15 protein-coding genes are annotated in these 14,764 nt (G+C 74.2%); 12 read left to right on the top strand and 3 right to left on the bottom strand.

Annotated elements, in window-relative coordinates:
* Window positions 1–81 precede the first annotated feature (81 nt).
* From ABZ479_RS24430 to ABZ479_RS24415, 4 genes are read left to right on the top strand one after another with little or no spacing between them, the layout of a single operon-like run.
* Window positions 82–1,518 carry a glutamine synthetase family protein gene (locus ABZ479_RS24430; protein ID WP_500463543.1) on the top strand — a complete coding sequence of 479 codons (1,437 nt, stop codon included), beginning with the start codon at window positions 82–84 and terminating at the stop codon, window positions 1,516–1,518.
* Between the two features lie 8 nt (window positions 1,519–1,526).
* Window positions 1,527–2,942 (top strand): aldehyde dehydrogenase family protein, encoded by a 1,416-nt coding sequence (locus ABZ479_RS24425; RefSeq protein WP_500463542.1) that lies wholly within the window; start codon window positions 1,527–1,529, stop codon window positions 2,940–2,942.
* An 8-nt stretch (window positions 2,943–2,950) separates the two neighbouring features.
* Window positions 2,951–3,739 carry a 3-oxoacyl-ACP reductase gene (locus tag ABZ479_RS24420; RefSeq protein ID WP_089229012.1) on the top strand — a complete coding sequence of 263 codons (789 nt, stop codon included), beginning with the start codon at window positions 2,951–2,953 and terminating at the stop codon, window positions 3,737–3,739.
* A gap of 53 nt (window positions 3,740–3,792) precedes the next feature.
* Entirely contained in the window at window positions 3,793–4,737 is a 945-nt protein-coding gene (locus tag ABZ479_RS24415; RefSeq protein ID WP_500463576.1) for a DUF2510 domain-containing protein, read from the top strand.
* Between the two features lie 58 nt (window positions 4,738–4,795).
* On the opposite strand, the gene ABZ479_RS24410 is transcribed toward ABZ479_RS24415, so the two are convergent.
* Window positions 4,796–5,998: an amino acid deaminase/aldolase gene (locus ABZ479_RS24410; protein WP_500463541.1), complete on the bottom strand. Its 1,203-nt coding sequence runs from the start codon at window positions 5,996–5,998 to the stop codon at window positions 4,796–4,798.
* Window positions 5,999–6,145: 147 nt separating this feature from the next.
* Between ABZ479_RS24410 and ABZ479_RS24405 the strand changes: the two genes are divergently transcribed.
* Complete coding sequence (locus tag ABZ479_RS24405) at window positions 6,146–7,369, top strand: hypothetical protein (protein ID WP_500463540.1); 1,224 nt, start codon at window positions 6,146–6,148, stop codon at window positions 7,367–7,369.
* Window positions 7,366–8,559 (top strand): type VII secretion-associated serine protease mycosin, encoded by a 1,194-nt coding sequence (gene mycP, locus ABZ479_RS24400; RefSeq protein ID WP_500463539.1) that lies wholly within the window; start codon window positions 7,366–7,368, stop codon window positions 8,557–8,559. The genes ABZ479_RS24405 and mycP overlap by 4 nt, the downstream gene beginning before the upstream one ends.
* On the opposite strand, the gene ABZ479_RS24395 is transcribed toward mycP, so the two are convergent.
* Window positions 8,525–9,493 (bottom strand): serine hydrolase, encoded by a 969-nt coding sequence (locus ABZ479_RS24395; protein ID WP_500463538.1) that lies wholly within the window; start codon window positions 9,491–9,493, stop codon window positions 8,525–8,527. The genes mycP and ABZ479_RS24395 overlap by 35 nt on opposite strands.
* Window positions 9,494–9,590: 97 nt before the next feature.
* Between ABZ479_RS24395 and ABZ479_RS24390 the strand changes: the two genes are divergently transcribed.
* Entirely contained in the window at window positions 9,591–10,325 is a 735-nt protein-coding gene (locus ABZ479_RS24390) for an SseB family protein (protein ID WP_500463537.1), read from the top strand.
* A gap of 63 nt (window positions 10,326–10,388) precedes the next feature.
* Here the strand turns inward: ABZ479_RS24390 and ABZ479_RS24385 are convergent, their stop codons facing one another.
* Window positions 10,389–10,766, bottom strand: coding sequence for a DUF1844 domain-containing protein (locus tag ABZ479_RS24385; protein WP_431960495.1), 378 nt, complete (start codon window positions 10,764–10,766; stop codon window positions 10,389–10,391).
* Window positions 10,767–11,105: 339 nt separating this feature from the next.
* On the opposite strand from ABZ479_RS24385, the gene infC reads away from it, so the two are divergent.
* The 5 genes from infC (at window position 11,106) to ABZ479_RS24360 (ending at window position 14,711) form a co-directional block, all read left to right on the top strand.
* On the top strand, window positions 11,106–11,801 hold the full coding sequence (gene infC, locus ABZ479_RS24380) for a translation initiation factor IF-3 (protein ID WP_499603888.1): 696 nt from the start codon (window positions 11,106–11,108) through the stop codon (window positions 11,799–11,801).
* Between the two features lie 119 nt (window positions 11,802–11,920).
* On the top strand, window positions 11,921–12,115 hold the full coding sequence (rpmI, locus tag ABZ479_RS24375) for a 50S ribosomal protein L35 (RefSeq protein WP_319135076.1): 195 nt from the start codon (window positions 11,921–11,923) through the stop codon (window positions 12,113–12,115).
* 98 nt (window positions 12,116–12,213) lie between these two features.
* Complete coding sequence (gene rplT / locus ABZ479_RS24370; RefSeq protein ID WP_018564305.1) at window positions 12,214–12,597, top strand: 50S ribosomal protein L20; 384 nt, start codon at window positions 12,214–12,216, stop codon at window positions 12,595–12,597.
* A 110-nt stretch (window positions 12,598–12,707) separates the two neighbouring features.
* Window positions 12,708–13,541 (top strand): TrmH family RNA methyltransferase, encoded by an 834-nt coding sequence (locus tag ABZ479_RS24365; RefSeq protein WP_499603496.1) that lies wholly within the window; start codon window positions 12,708–12,710, stop codon window positions 13,539–13,541.
* A 45-nt stretch (window positions 13,542–13,586) separates the two neighbouring features.
* Window positions 13,587–14,711 (top strand): sensor histidine kinase, encoded by a 1,125-nt coding sequence (locus ABZ479_RS24360; protein WP_500463536.1) that lies wholly within the window; start codon window positions 13,587–13,589, stop codon window positions 14,709–14,711.
* Window positions 14,712–14,764 lie beyond the last annotated feature (53 nt).

Below are 14,764 nucleotides of genomic sequence, written 5' to 3'. Positions count from 1 at the left end.
TTTCTTCTTGCACCGTACCCAACTGGGCCCCGGGCCCGTACTTTTGGATCACCTGTCGGACGGTAGGAGAGGTGATCACCCGTGGTGCACCGAACAGCCCCGCTCAGCACCGACGACCTGCGACGACACGTCGACTCCGGCGAGATCGACACGGTGGTCGTCGCCTTCACCGACATGCAGGGGCGCCTCCAGGGCAAGCGCTTCGCCGCCCGGCACTTCCTCGACGACGTCCTGGAGCACGGCACCGAGGGCTGCAACTACCTGCTCGCCGTCGACGCCGACATGAACACCGTGGACGGCTACGCCCTGTCCTCCTGGGAGCGGGGCTACGGCGACTTCGCGATGCACCCCGACCTCGGCACCCTGCGGGTCACCCCCTGGGACGCCGCCACCGCGCTCGTCATCGCCGACCTGCGGCTGCTGGACCACGGGTCCACCCCGGTCGCGCCCTCGCCCCGGCAGATCCTGCGCCGCCAGACCGAGCGGCTCGCGGAGCGCGGCTGGTCGGCGTACGCGGGCACCGAGCTGGAGTTCATCGTCTTCAAGGACACCTACGAGCAGGCCTGGACGAACGGCTACCGCGACCTGACCCCCGCCAACCAGTACAACGTCGACTACTCCCTGCTCGGCACCGGCCGCGTGGAGCCGCTGCTGCGCCGCATCCGCAACGAGATGGGCGCGGCGGGGATGCGCGTGGAGTCCGCCAAGGGCGAGTGCAACCTCGGCCAGCACGAGATCGCCTTCCGCTACGACGAGGCCCTGGTCACCTGCGACCAGCACAGCGTGTACAAGACCGGCGCCAAGTCGATCGCCGCGCAGGAGGGCTACGCCCTGACGTTCATGGCGAAGTACGACCACCGCGAGGGCAACTCCTGCCACATCCACCTCTCGCTCCGCGACGAGGACGGTCAGCCGGTCTTCGCGGACGACGGGGCTGGCGGCGGACTCGGCGGCGGACCCGGCGGCGGAGCCCACGGCGGACCCGGCGTCGAGCCGGGCGGCATGTCGGAGACGATGCGGCACTTCCTGGCGGGGCAGCTCGCCGCGCTGCGCGACTTCTCGCTGCTGTACGCGCCCAACATCAACTCCTACAAGCGCTTCCGGCCCGGCTCCTTCGCGCCGACCGCCGTCGCCTGGGGCCCGGACAACCGCACCTGCGCGCTGCGCGTCGTCGGCCACAGCCCCTCCGCGCTGCGCCTGGAGAACCGTGTCCCGGGCGGCGACGTGAACCCCTACCTCGCCGTCGCCGGGATGATCGCCGCCGGCCTGCACGGCGTCGAGCAGAAGCTCCCCCTCCCCGAGCCCGTCACGGGCAACGCCTACGTCAGCGACGGCGTGGCGCACGTGCCGGCCACGCTGCGCGAGGCCGCCGAGCTGTGGGAGGCCAGCCCGATCGCCCGCGCGGCCTTCGGCGACGAGGTCGTCGAGCACTACCTGAACATGGCCCGCGTCGAGCAGGACGCGTACGACACCGCCGTGACCGACTGGGAGCGCTACCGCTCCTTCGAACGCATGTGAGGCAGCGAGTGCCCGAAGCACGCCCCGAAGCACCCGAACCGCTCGAAGCCCCCGAACCGCTCGAAACGCTGGACGTGCTCAACCCGGCCACCGAGGAGGTCGTCGCCACCGTCCCCGCCGCGGGCCGGGAGGACGTGGACGCGGCCGTCGCCCGCGCGGCCCGCGCCCAGGCGGCCTGGGCGGCCCTGGCCCCGGCCGACCGGGCGCGGCTGCTGCGCCGTTTCGCGTCCGCCGTGGACGCCCACGCCGAGGAACTGGCCGCCCTGGAGGTCCGCGAGGCGGGGCACACCGCCGGGAACGCCCGCTGGGAGGCCGGCAACGTCCGCGACCTGCTCGACTACGCGGCGGGCGGGGTCGAACGGCTCAGCGGCCGGCAGATCCCGGTGCCCGGCGGGATCGACCTCACGTTCCTGGAACCGCTCGGGGTCGTCGGCGTCATCGCGCCCTGGAACTTCCCCATGCCCATCGCCGCCTGGGGGACCGCCCCGGCCCTCGCGGCGGGCAACGCGGTGATCCTCAAGCCCGCCGAGACCACGCCGCTGACCGCGCTGCGCCTGGCGGACCTGGCGCTGGAGGCGGGCCTGCCCGAGCACCTCTTCCAGGTGCTGCCGGGCGAGGGCCCCGTCGCGGGGGCGGCCCTGGTCGAGCACCCGGGCGTCGCGAAGATCGTGTTCACCGGGTCGACCCGCGTCGGCAAGCAGATCATGGCCACGTGCGCGGGCACGCTCAAGCGGGTCACCCTGGAGCTCGGCGGCAAGTCGCCCAACATCGTCTTCGCCGACGCGGACCTGGAGAAGGCCGCCGCGACGGCCCCCATGGCCTTCCTCGACAACGCCGGGCAGGACTGCTGCGCCCGCACCCGCGTGCTGGTCCAGCGCCAGGTCTACGAGCGCTTCATGGAACTGCTGGAGCCCGCCGTCCTGGCCGTCGGGGTCGGCGACCCCGCCGACCCCGCGACCGACATGGGCCCGCTCATCTCCGCCGTGCAGCGGGAGCGGGTCCGCGCCTACGTGGCGCCGGACGCGCCCGTCGCGATCCGCGGCACCGCCCCCGAGGGCAAGGGCTTCTGGTACCCGCCCACCGTGCTGACCCCCGCCGACCCGGCCGAGCGCGTCGCGGTGGAGGAGGTCTTCGGCCCGGTCGCCGTCGTCCTGCCCTTCGAGGACGAGGCGGACGCGCTGCGCCTGGCCAACGCCACCCCCTACGGACTGTCGGGCTCGATCTGGACCCGGGACGTCGGCCGCGCCCTGCGACTGGCCCGGGGCACCGCCGCCGGCAACCTGTCGGTCAACTCCCACAGCTCGGTGCGCTACTGGACACCGTTCGGCGGCTTCAAGCAGTCCGGGCTCGGCCGCGAGCTCGGCCCGGACGCGCTGGCCGCCTTCACCGAGACCAAGAACGTCTTCATCAGCACGGAGGAGTGATCCCGGCAATGACGCAAGCAGAAGCAGTGGTGTGCCGCCGCCTGGTGGGCCGGACGGCGGTGGTCACCGGCGCCGGCAGCGGCATCGGGCTCGCCTCGGCCCGCCGGCTCGCCTCCGAGGGCGCGAACGTGGTGTGCGCCGACATCGACGAGGCCGCGGGCAAGGCGGCCGCCGAGGAGACCGGCGGGCTGTTCGTCGAGGCCGACGTCACCGACGCCGGGCAGGTCGAGGCGCTGTTCAAGGCGGCGTACGACACCTACGGCTCGGTCGACGTCGCCTTCAACAACGCGGGCATCTCGCCCCCGGACGACGACTCGATCCTCACCACCGGCATCGACGCCTGGCGCCGCGTGCAGGAGGTCAACCTCACGTCGGTCTACCTGTGCTGCAAGGCCGCGCTGCCCTACATGCAGCGCCAGGGCAAGGGCTCGATCATCAACACCGCGAGCTTCGTCGCCGTCATGGGCGCGGCGACCTCGCAGATCTCGTACACCGCGTCCAAGGGCGGCGTGCTCGCGATGTCCCGCGAGCTGGGCGTGCAGTTCGCCCGGGAGGGCATCCGCGTCAACGCGCTGTGCCCGGGGCCGGTGAACACCCCGCTGCTGCGGGAGCTGTTCGCCAAGGATCCCGAGCGCGCCGCCCGCCGTCTGGTGCACATCCCGGTGGGCCGCTTCGCGGAGGCGGAGGAGATCGCCGCTGCCGTGGCCTTCCTCGCCAGCGACGACGCGTCCTTCATCACGGGCGCGGAGTTCCTGGTCGACGGAGGGATCGCGGGGGCGTACGTGACCCCTCTGTGACCGGTGGTCTGACGGGAATCTTAAGGTCGGGGCCTTAGGGTGACGCCGTGACGATGACGACCCCGCCCGGCTGGTACCCAGAACCCGGGCAGACTGGCAACGGGCCCGCCCTGGAGCGCTGGTGGGACGGGACCGAGTGGACCGAGTACACCCGCACCGCCCAGCCCCCCGCCCCGGCGTTCGGCGCCGGGGCGCCGGGCCTCCCGCAGTACCCCGGCGCGTTCCCCCCGGCCCCCCGCAAGCGGCGCGGCGGCCTGATAGCCATCGCGGTGGTGGCCGCGGTGGTGGTGGCCGGCGCGGTGGTCGGAGGCGTCGTCGCCTTGGGCAGGAGCAGCGGCGGCAGCACGGACTCGGCCCGCCCCGCCCCCTCCGTCACGGCCCCCGGGCCGGACCGGGAGGGCGAGGACGCGGGCCCGGACGGCGGGGGCCCCGGCGACGGCGGCCTGCCGGACGTGCCCAAGAGCGAACCCGGCTTCGCCCTCGACCTCGTCGACGGCATCAGCCTGCCCGTGCCCGACGGCTGGAAGGGCGCCACCAGCCGGTACGGGCTCGCGGAGCTCACCGTGGGCGAGTACGCCTGCCCCGGCGACACCTCCAGCAACTGCCTGCGCGGCGGTGTCTTCTCGATGCCCGCCGCGTCGGTGAAGCTGAAGTCCACCACCGCCGAGGCCGCGGCCAAGGAGGACATCGCCGGCAACGCCGAGGGCGCCTACGGCGGCAAGATCTACGGCGACATCACCTCGCACACGCAGCTGCTGTCGAAGAAGGTCACCGTCGCGGGCGAGCAGGGCTACCTGGTGCGCTGGAAGGTCGTCACCCAGCGGGGCGACGACGGCTACGTCCAGTCGCTGGTGTTCCCCTCGCCGTCGGACCCGGACAGGCTCGTCCTGGTCCGCTACGGCTTCGACATCAACCCCAAGGCGCCCGGTCCCGACGTGATGGACGACATCACCGAGGGGATCAAGGCCGCGGGCTCCGGCGGCGGCACCGGCGTGTGACCGCGCACCCCGTCCACGGGCGCCCCGGTCCGGTCCGTCCGGCCGGGGCGTCCGCGCGTCACAGGAACGTCTTGCCTTCGCCGCGGTAGGTCGGCACGCTCCGCACCACCCGGTCGCCCTCGACCAGTTGCAGCGTGTCGAAGCGCTCGCACAGTTCGCCCGCCTTGGCGTGCCGGAACCACACCTTGTCGCCGATCAGCAGGTCGTCCGCGGCCGACCCGACCAGCGGCGTCTGCACCTCGCCCGGGCCCTCCTGGGCGTCGTAGCGCAGCCCCTCCGGCAGGTAGGGGACGGGCAGCCGGTCCCGGCCCGCCGCGCCGGAGGCCGGGTAGCCGCCGCCGAGGACGGTGACGACGCCCACCCCGGGGCGCCGCACCACGGGCTGCGCGAACAGCGCCGCCGGACGGCCCCGGAAGGAGGTGTAGTTGTCGAAGAGCCGCGGCACGTACAGGCCCGACCCGGCGGCGATCTCCGTCACCGCGTCCTCGGCGGCCGTGCTCTGCACGCTGCCCGTGCCGCCGCCGTTGACGAACTCCAGCCCGGGCGCCACCTCCCGCACCGCCCGCACGACCTCCGCGCGCCGCGCCGCCAGCTCCCGGCGCGCCGTCGCCTGCATCAGCCGCACCGCGCGCGAGCGCAGCGGCCGGCCGTCGATCGAGTCGCCGACGCCGGCCACGTGCCCCTCGTACGCCATGATCCCCACCAGCCGGAAGCCGGGTCGCCGGGACACCTCGCGGGCCAGCGTCGCCATCTGCTCCGGCTGGTGGAGCGGGGAGCGCAGCGCCCCGATGCGGAGCCGGCCCCCCAGCATCCTCAGCGAGGTGTCCAGTTCCAGGCAGACCCGGACGATCTCGGAGCCGCCCGCGCGCGAGGAGTCGACGAGGTCGAGCTGCGCCACGTCGTCGACCATGACGGTCACCGCGGCCGCCAGCTTCGGGTCCGCGGCCAGCTCCGCGTAGCCGGAACGATCCGCCGACGGGTACGCCAGCAGGACGTCGTCGAAGCCCGAGCGCGCCAGCCACAGCGACTCGGCGAGGGTGAACGACATGATCCCCTCGAAGCCGTCCCGCTCGAGCACGCGCTCCAGGAGCGCACGGCAGCGGACCGACTTGGACGCCACCCGGACCGGCTTGCCGCCCGCCCTGCGGACCAGGTCGTCCGCGTTGGCGTCGAACGCCTCCAGGTCCACGATCGCCACCGGCGCGTCGAGGTGGGCGGTGGCCCGGTCGTACCGGGCGCGGGCTGCTCCGCGATCAGACATGCGCGAAGCTTGCCAGAATGCCCCTACCGAGCGGTAGGGGCAAGTGATCCGTACTGACGCGTCGTGACGTCGCCGCGCCCAGTAGAGTGACGCCGCAGTCCATCGCGTGAACGGGCCGTCCGCCGTGCGGCCGTGAGGGGGCACCGGGTGAGCGCCGGTTTCGACAGCGGGGGAGCGACCCCCCGGCCGAGCTGGTCCCCACCGCGCCCGATACCGCCGCCCCACGCCCCCGTCCCGCACACCTCCGCGCCCGCCCACCGGTCCGCCGGCGCCGCCCCCGGCCGCGCGGCCGTGCCCTGGGCCGCCGCGGGCCCCGCCGCCGGCGGCGAGCCGGAGGGCGGGCTGCCCCCGGAGCTGTACGGCACCGTCCCCGCGCCGACGGCGCCGTACCCGCGTCCCGCGGGCGAACGGGGCCCTGTCGGCGTCGCCTACCCGGCCGGGCCCGTGCCGCCCCCGCCGCCCGCCGCCGTTCCGGGTGTCCCGCCCGCGCCCGCGCACCCCCCGGCCGCGGCCTGGACCTCGCCCGTACCGCACTCCGCGCCGCCGCCGTACCCGCCCCGGCCGCCGCACACCCCCTCGCACGCCGCCCAGGCGCGGCCCCGCACGGCGGCCGCCGCCCTGTGCCTGGTGCTGGGCCTCGGCCTCCTCGGCGGCGCCGGGGCCGGCGTGTGGATCAACCACGAACCGGCCGCCCCCACGCCCACGGCGGCGGAGGCCGGCAGGCGCGACTTCGCCCTAGCCCGCGGCCTGTGGCACAGCACGCCCGTCGACACGCTCTTCCCGCCCACCCTGCACGGCAAGGGGCTCGGCCCGGGAGGCGCCGAACGCACCTGGACGCGGGTCGGCGTGGCACCGGCCGGTGACTGCCGGGAGGCCTTCGACCCGCTGCTGGCGAAGGTGCTGGCCCCGGCCGGCTGTGTGAAGCTCCTGCGCGCCACCTACGCCGACGCCACGTCCAGTGCCGTGACCACCGTCGGCCTGCTCGTCACCAAGGCCGACGCTCCCGCGATGCGTAAGCTGCACGACCGCTGGACGACCGAACGCCTCGGCTCACGCGGGGATCTGATGCCCCGTCCGGTGGCGTTCCCGGGCACCGTCTCGGACGGCTTCGGCGACCGCCAGCGCGCCAGCTGGACGGTCGGCGTCGCCGCCGACCTGCCCGTCGTCGTGTACGCGGTGAGCGGCTTCGCCGACGGCCGCGAGGTCGCCGTCCCGCAGCCCGCCGCCTCGGCCGTCACCGCGGGCGCCACGGCGGCGCCCGCCCAGGCCGGACTCGGTCACGATGCGGACGCGCTGGCCGACGCCGTCGAGAGCCGGGCCCGCGCCGCCGCGCGCTCGCTGACCGCCACCCCGACGGGAGGTTCCGGATGAGGCGCGTGGCCACCGCCGCGGCCGCCGCGGCCCTCGCCCTGCTGCCCGTCGTCCCGGCCCAAGCCGACGCCGTGCGCGACGCGGACTGGGCGCTGGACGCCCTCCACGCGCAGGAGGCCTGGCAGCGGACGAAGGGCGAGGGCGTCACCGTCGCCGTCCTCGACACGGGCGTGGACGCCACCCACCCGGACCTGTCGGGGCAGGTCCTGGAGGGCAAGGACATGGTCGGCTTCGGGGCCCGCCGCGGGGACGCCGCATGGGCCCGGCACGGCACCGGCATGGCCGGGATCATCGCCGGCCACGGCCATGGACCCGGTGGTACCGACGGCGTGCTGGGCATCGCCCCCGAGGCCCGGATCCTGCCGGTGCGGGTGATCCTGGAGGACAAGGACCCGCAGCGGAAGAAGGCCCGTACCACCCGCGGCAGCGCCCTGGCCGACGGCATCCGCTGGGCCGCCGACCACGGCGCCGACGTCATCAACCTCTCCCTCGGCGACGACAGCCGCACCGCTCACCCCGAGGCGCAGGAGGACGACGCCATCCAGTACGCCCTGCGCAAGGGCGTGGTCGTCGTCGCCTCCGCCGGCAACGGCGGCGAGCAGGGCAACCGGGCCTCCTACCCCGCGGCCTACCCGGGCGTCATCGCGGTGGCCGCCGTGGACCGCTACGGCTCCCGCGCCGCCTTCTCCACCCGCCGCTGGTACGCGACGGTCGCCGCGCCCGGCGTCGACGTCGTGATCGCCGACCCCAACCGCCGCTACTACGAGGGCTGGGGCACGAGCACCGCCTCCGCGTACGTCTCGGGCACGGCCGCCCTCGTCCGCTCCGCCTACCCCCGGCTCAGCCCCGCGCAGGTGAAGCGGCTGCTGGCGGACACCGCCCGGAGCACCCCGAGCGGCGGCCGCGACGACGCCGTGGGCCACGGCCTGGTGGACCCCGCGGCCGCGCTGAAGGCGGCGGCGAAGCTGAAGCCCGAGGGCACCGTGCCGCGCGCCGTCCCCTCCACGCGCAAGTACTTCGGCGCCGGCCCCGACGCGGTGAAGACGGCCGCGGCCGCCGACGGGGACACCCTCGGCGACGGCATCGCCGTGGCCTTCGCGGTCGCCGGCACCGGACTGGTCGCGGCGGCGGCGCTGTTGTGGCTGCGGCCCCGGCTCACGAACTCCCGGAACGGCCGGCGGCGCGGCTGAACGCGGCCACCGCCGCCCGCGCGGCCCGCTCCACCAGCGTGATGCCCGCCGCCTGCGTCGTACTGCCGCGGGAGACCACGGCGACCAGGTACGTCCGGCCGTCCGCCCGGACCCGCCCGATGCTGTTGACGACCCACAGCCCGGTCGTACTCCGCTGCAGCCAGCCGTTCTTGACCTCGAAGGAGCCGTCGTCGGCCGCGGTGGGCACGCCCCAGGCCTGGGCGGCCGTGACGCGGCCCATCAACCGCCGCACGTAGGCACGGGACGCCTCGTCGAGGGCGCCGCCGGTGCCGAACACCCGCTGCAGCAGGGTGAGCTGATCGGCGGCCGTGGTCCGGGTCAGCCCCCACAGGAGCCCGCCGCCGGCGGTGGTCGCGGTGAGCCCGAGGCGGCGGTTGGCGGCGTCCAGCCCGGGGCCCAGGCCGATCGCCCGCCACAGCACACTGGCCGCCGCGTTGTCGCTCTCCTCGATCATCACCGCGGCCAGGGACTCCTCCCGGGCCGTCAGCTCCCGGCCCGCGTCCTGGGCCCTGAGCAGCAGCGCCGCCAGGATGTCGACCTTGACGATGCTCGCCGTGTCGTACGGCCCGTCGCCGTGCACCGCCCTGGCGCCCGTCGCGGTGTCCAGGACCGCCACCGAGTAGCGCGCCCCGGGGTCCCCGGACACGTCCCGCAGCGCCGTCGCCAGCACCTCGCTCCACACCATCCGGGGCTCCTCGCTCACCTTTCCCACCGCCGCCTGGCCGGCCACGACCGGGGTCACCGCCGCCGTGCGCGGCGGCGCCGCGGCCCCGTACGTCACCGTGCCGAGCACGGCGCACGCCGGCAGCGCGGTCGCGGTCACACCGCGCACGACGCCGCGCGGCGCACGGTGGACACGGCCGGGGACGCCCGCACGGCCGGGAGGCCGTGCGGCGGGGTTCTCGGAAGCCATGCCCAGGCAAGCCAGGGACGGAAACTGCGCGGCCGGTGAGAAGCGGATGAAGGGGGCGTGGGAAGTCGCCGCCCGGCACCCCCGATACCCTCGGGAGGTGGCTCCCAAGAACATCCCCGACCCCGGCTTCTCCGACGACGACGGCAGCGCCGACCCCCGGCTCGCCGCGGCGCTCGCCGCCTACGACGCCGATCCGTCGGCCGAACCCGAGGTGCTGGCGGCGCTGCCGGGCGCCCGCTTCCTGGTGCCGGTGGTGGCGCTGCTCGGTGAGGTCGAGGAGGGCCCGGACGGACTGCGCCGCGAGAAGACCAGCGACATGGCCGTGCCCACCATCCAGGCCGCCGACGGCCGCAAGGCGCTCCCCGCGTTCACCTCCACCGAGGCCCTCGCCCGCTGGCGGCCGGACGCGCGGCCGGTGGCCGTTCCCCTGGGGCAGGCGCTGCAGGCGCTGGCGCACGAGAAGGCCGGCACGTTGCTGATCGACATGGCCGGGCCCGTGCCGTACGCGCTGACCGGCGCCGCGCTGCGCGCCGTCGCGTCGGGGCGGGCGGGTGCCGACCCGCTGGCCGACCCCGCGGTCCGCGAGGCCCTGCGGTCCGCGGCCGGGGCGGCACCGGAAGTCGTCCGCGCGCACCTCGTGCCCTCCGCGGACGCGGACGGCACGCTGGGGCTGGTCCTGGACCCGGACGCCGACGTGCGCCAGGTGGCACAGCGCGTCTCGGCGACGCTCGCGGCGGACGAGGTGCTGCGCGGCGCACTGGTGCGCGGCATCGAACTGGCGCTGCTCCCCGCCGACACCCGGCTCCCCGGCGAACCGCTCTTCACGCGCTGACGGCGCCGCCCCACCGGGGCGACGCCGTCAGCACGTGTACGGGCGCGGGGATCCGCGGGGGTCCTAGCCGTGGACGGGACCGGTGAACTTCTCGCCCGGTCCCTCGCCCGGGGCGTCGGGGACGACGGACTCCTCGCGGAAGGCGAGCTGCAGCGACTTCAGGCCGTCCCGCAGCGGGGCGGCGTGGTAGGAGCCGATCTCGGTCGCACCGGCGGTGACCAGGCCGGCCAGCGCGGTGATCAGCTTGCGTGCCTCGTCGAGGTCCTTGTGCCGCTCGCCGTCCTCCGCGAGGCCGAGGTTCACCGCCGCCGCGCTCATCAGGTGCACCGCGACCGTGGTGATCACCTCGACCGCCGGGACGTCCGCGATGTCGCGGGTCAGCGTGTCGAAGTCGGGGCGGTCCGCGGAAGGGGACTCGTGCTGGGGGCTGGCGTCACTCATGCATCACACGATAGGCCCACGTCGTCCGATTACGGTCTGCGGTCGGACACTGGTATGCTTGACGATCGACCGGCTGGACACCCCGTGGACGTCATGGAAACGGAGCGCTCCAGCCCACAAGTGGAGGCTCCGATCTCCCACCTTGCCGGCCCCTCCGAGGGCGGCGGGTCACCGGTCAGGTGCCGTGTCCCCGGACGAGGACGCGGCTCCCGACGCGCCCCGCGGGAATTCCGCGGCGGTGCTCCCGGTTGTGAGGAGCATCCGCCTGTGACCCGTATGGGGCGTTTTTTCACGCCTCCTCACGGGCCGGACCAAGTTTCAGACGTTGCGCGGCTGTCGATCCAGTCAGTCGCGTGGTGCTACCGAGGAGGCCCCATCAGCGCCGAGCCCCGCATCAACGACCGGATTCGCGTCCCCGAGGTGCGACTCGTCGGTCCCAGTGGCGAGCAGGTCGGCATCGTGCCGCTTGCCAAGGCACTGGAGCTTGCGCAGGAGTACGACCTCGACCTGGTCGAGGTGGCGGCGACCGCACGCCCGCCGGTCTGCAAGCTCATGGACTACGGCAAGTTCAAGTACGAGTCGGCCATGAAGGCCCGTGAGGCGCGCAAGAACCAGGCGCACACGGTCATCAAGGAGATGAAGCTCCGGCCGAAGATCGATCCGCACGACTATGACACCAAGAAGGGTCATGTCGTCCGGTTCCTCAAGCAGGGCGACAAGGTCAAGATCACGATCATGTTCCGCGGTCGTGAGCAGTCGCGCCCGGAGCTGGGCTTCCGACTGCTGCAGCGGCTCGCCGACGACGTCCAGGACCTGGGCTTCGTGGAGTCCTCGCCGAAGCAGGACGGCCGAAACATGATCATGGTTCTCGGTCCGCACAAGAAGAAGACCGAGGCGATGGCCGAGGCCCGCGAGGCGCAGGCCGCCCGCAAGGCCGGTCGCCTGCCGAAGGACCCCGACGAGCAGGAGCAGGAGCACGAGCTCGGGGACGACCTCGAGCACGACGAGCAGGACGCTCCCGCCGATGCCAGCTGACGCCGTCTGACGGCGTTGCCAGGACCCGGAGTTCCCCTCCGGGTGACGCAATGAAGGACTGACGCTCTCCGTCCGCCCCCGGGCGGACGGGAGGGCCAGCGACGAGGAGACTACGGCGCATGCCGAAGAACAAGACCCACAGCGGTGCGAGCAAGCGATTCAAGATCACCGGCTCCGGCAAGGTGGTCCGCGAGCGCGCCGGCAAGCGCCACCTGCTTGAGCACAAGCCGTCGACGAAGACCCGTGCCCTCACCGGCACTGTCGTCCTGGCCAAGCCCGACGCCAAGAAGATCAAGAAGCTTCTCGGCAAGTGACGTCACGCCCCCTCCCCAGGGGGCGCGATGCTGGACCGGGACCCATTCGTTTTCGGGCCGTGTGAGCACCCCCACGGTCCCTTAGAAGGAGTTATCTAGTGGCACGCGTCAAGCGGGCAGTCAACGCCCAGAAGAAGCGCCGGGCGATCCTCGAGCAGGCCAGCGGTTACCGCGGCCAGCGGTCCCGCCTGTACCGCAAGGCGAAGGAGCAGGTCACCCACTCCCTCGTCTACAACTACAACGACCGCAAGAAGCGCAAGGGCGACTTCCGTCAGCTGTGGATCCAGCGCATCAACGCCGCTGCCCGCGCCAACGGCATCACCTACAACCGCTTCATCCAGGGTCTGAAGGCCGCCAACGTCGAGGTGGACCGCAAGATCCTCGCCGAGCTGGCCGTGAACGACGCCAACGCGTTCGCCGCGCTGGTCGAGGTGGCCCAGAAGGCCCTGCCGAGCGACGTCAACGCCCCCAAGGCGGCCTGACCCACGCTCCTCCGGACCCGCAGGCCCCGTGCCTGCGGGTCCGTGCTGTGTTCCGGAGCGCCGCCGCCGCGCTTCCGGCCGGACCACGACCCGAAGTGAGTGCACCCCCCATGCCCGGCCCCGAGCTGACCTCCCTGCGATCCCCCCGCGTCGTCGCCGCGCGGCGCCTGGCCAGGCGCAGCTTCCGCGGCAAGGAGCGGCGCTTCCTCGCCGAGGGACCGCAGGCCGTGCGCGAGGCGATGGCCCACCTGGTCGAGGTCTACGTCACCCCCGAGGCCGCCGCCCGGCACGAGGGGATCGTCGCTGCGGCCCGTGCCGCCCGGGTGCCCGTGCTCACCGCGACCGACGAGGTCGTCGCCGAGATGTCGGACACCGTCACCCCGCAGGGGATCATCGGCCTGTGCCGCTTCCTGGACACCCCGTTCGACGAGGTGCTGCGCGCCCGGCCGAAGCTCGTCGCCGTCCTCGCCCACGTACGCGACCCCGGCAACGCCGGCACCGTGCTGCGCTGCGCGGACGCCGCCGGGGCGGAGGCGGTGGTCCTCACCGACGCCTCCGTGGACCTGTACAACCCCAAGGCCGTGCGCGCCTCCGTCGGCAGCCTCTTCCATCTCCCGGTCGCCGTCGGCGTCCCCATGGAGACCGTCGTGGACGGCCTGCGCGCGGCCGGTGTGCGGCTGCTCGCCGCCGACGGCGCGGGGGAGCGCGACCTCGACGCCGAACTCGACGAGGGCACCATGGGCGGGCCCACCGCCTGGATCTTCGGCAACGAGGCCTGGGGCCTGCCGGAGGAGACCCGCGCACTCGCGGACGAGGTGGTGCGCGTCCCCATCCACGGCCGCGCCGAGAGCCTCAACCTCGCCACGGCCGCCGCCGTGTGCCTCTACGCCTCCGCCCGCGCGCAGCGTGCTCCCGGAGGGTGCCGCTCCGTGACACTGAGCTAGTAATGTGACGCCCTCGGGGACCGCCCTGGAGAGGGGGTTACGGGGATGGACGTCAGGACGACCGGCGGTACGCCGCCGAGCGCGCCGGAGGGCTGGCCGACTGTCCTGACCGAACTCGGCGTCACGGCCGACGAGCTGCCGGACGGCCTCGTCGTCGCCGACGAGCAGGGCCTCGTGCGCTGCTTCAACGCCGCCGCCGCCCGGATCACCGCGCTCGACCCCGCCGACGTCCTCGGCCACCCCATCGAGCAGGCGCTGCCCCTGGAGGACCTGGACGGACGCCGCTGGTGGCAGCTGACCGACCCGTACCGGGGACTGGCCACCCGCACCGGGCAGCCCGAGCGCAACCTGCTGCTCCCCGGCGGCCGCGAGGTGCTGGTCTCCGCCCGGTACGTCCGCGACCACCCCACCGGGCCGGTGCGCCGGCTGGTCGTCGCGCTGCGCGGCACCGAGGCGCGGCGGCGCACCGAGCGCAGCCACGCCGAGCTCATCGCCACCGTCGCGCACGAGCTGCGCTCCCCGCTCACCTCCGTCAAGGGCTTCACCGCCACCCTGCTGGCGAAGTGGGAACGCTTCACCGAGGACCAGAAGAAGCTCATGCTGGAGACCGTGCACGCCGACGCCAACCGCGTCACCCGGCTGATCGCCGAACTGCTCGACATCTCCCGCATCGACTCCGGCCGCCTGGAGGTGCGCCGCCAGCCCGTCGACATCGCCGCGGCGGTGCGGCGCCACGTGGACGCCCTCGTCGCCGCAGGACAGCCCGCGGACCGCTTCGCCGTACGGGTCACGGGGGCACTGCCGTCGCTGTGGGCCGACCCCGACAAGGTCGACCAGATCCTGGGGAACCTGCTGGAAAACGCCGTGCGCCACGGCGAGGGAACTGTCACCATTGACGTAGCACCCTCGTCGTCGCCGCGCGAGCGCGGATGGTCCGGAACGGCGGTGACCGTGAGCGACGAGGGACCCGGCATCCCGGAGGAGTCCATGAACCGCGTCTTCACCCGCTTCTGGCGGGGCAGCAAACGCGGTGGCACGGGCCTGGGGCTCTACATCGTCAAGGGCATCGTCGAGGCCCACGGCGGCACGATCACCGTGGGCCGCGCGCCCGGCAAGGGCGCCCAGTTCCGATTTACCCTGCCCGTCGGGGCGCCGGCCTTCACGGCCTGAGCATCGCGTGGTGATCCACCGGCCCCGACGGGCGTGACCAGCCTTTCCCCGTG

Origin of the sequence: Streptomyces sp. NPDC005722 (assembly GCF_040630935.1) — a bacterium.
In the GTDB taxonomy this organism is placed as follows: domain Bacteria; phylum Actinomycetota; class Actinomycetes; order Streptomycetales; family Streptomycetaceae; genus Actinacidiphila.
This window is presented reverse-complemented; position numbering and strand designations above follow the sequence as displayed.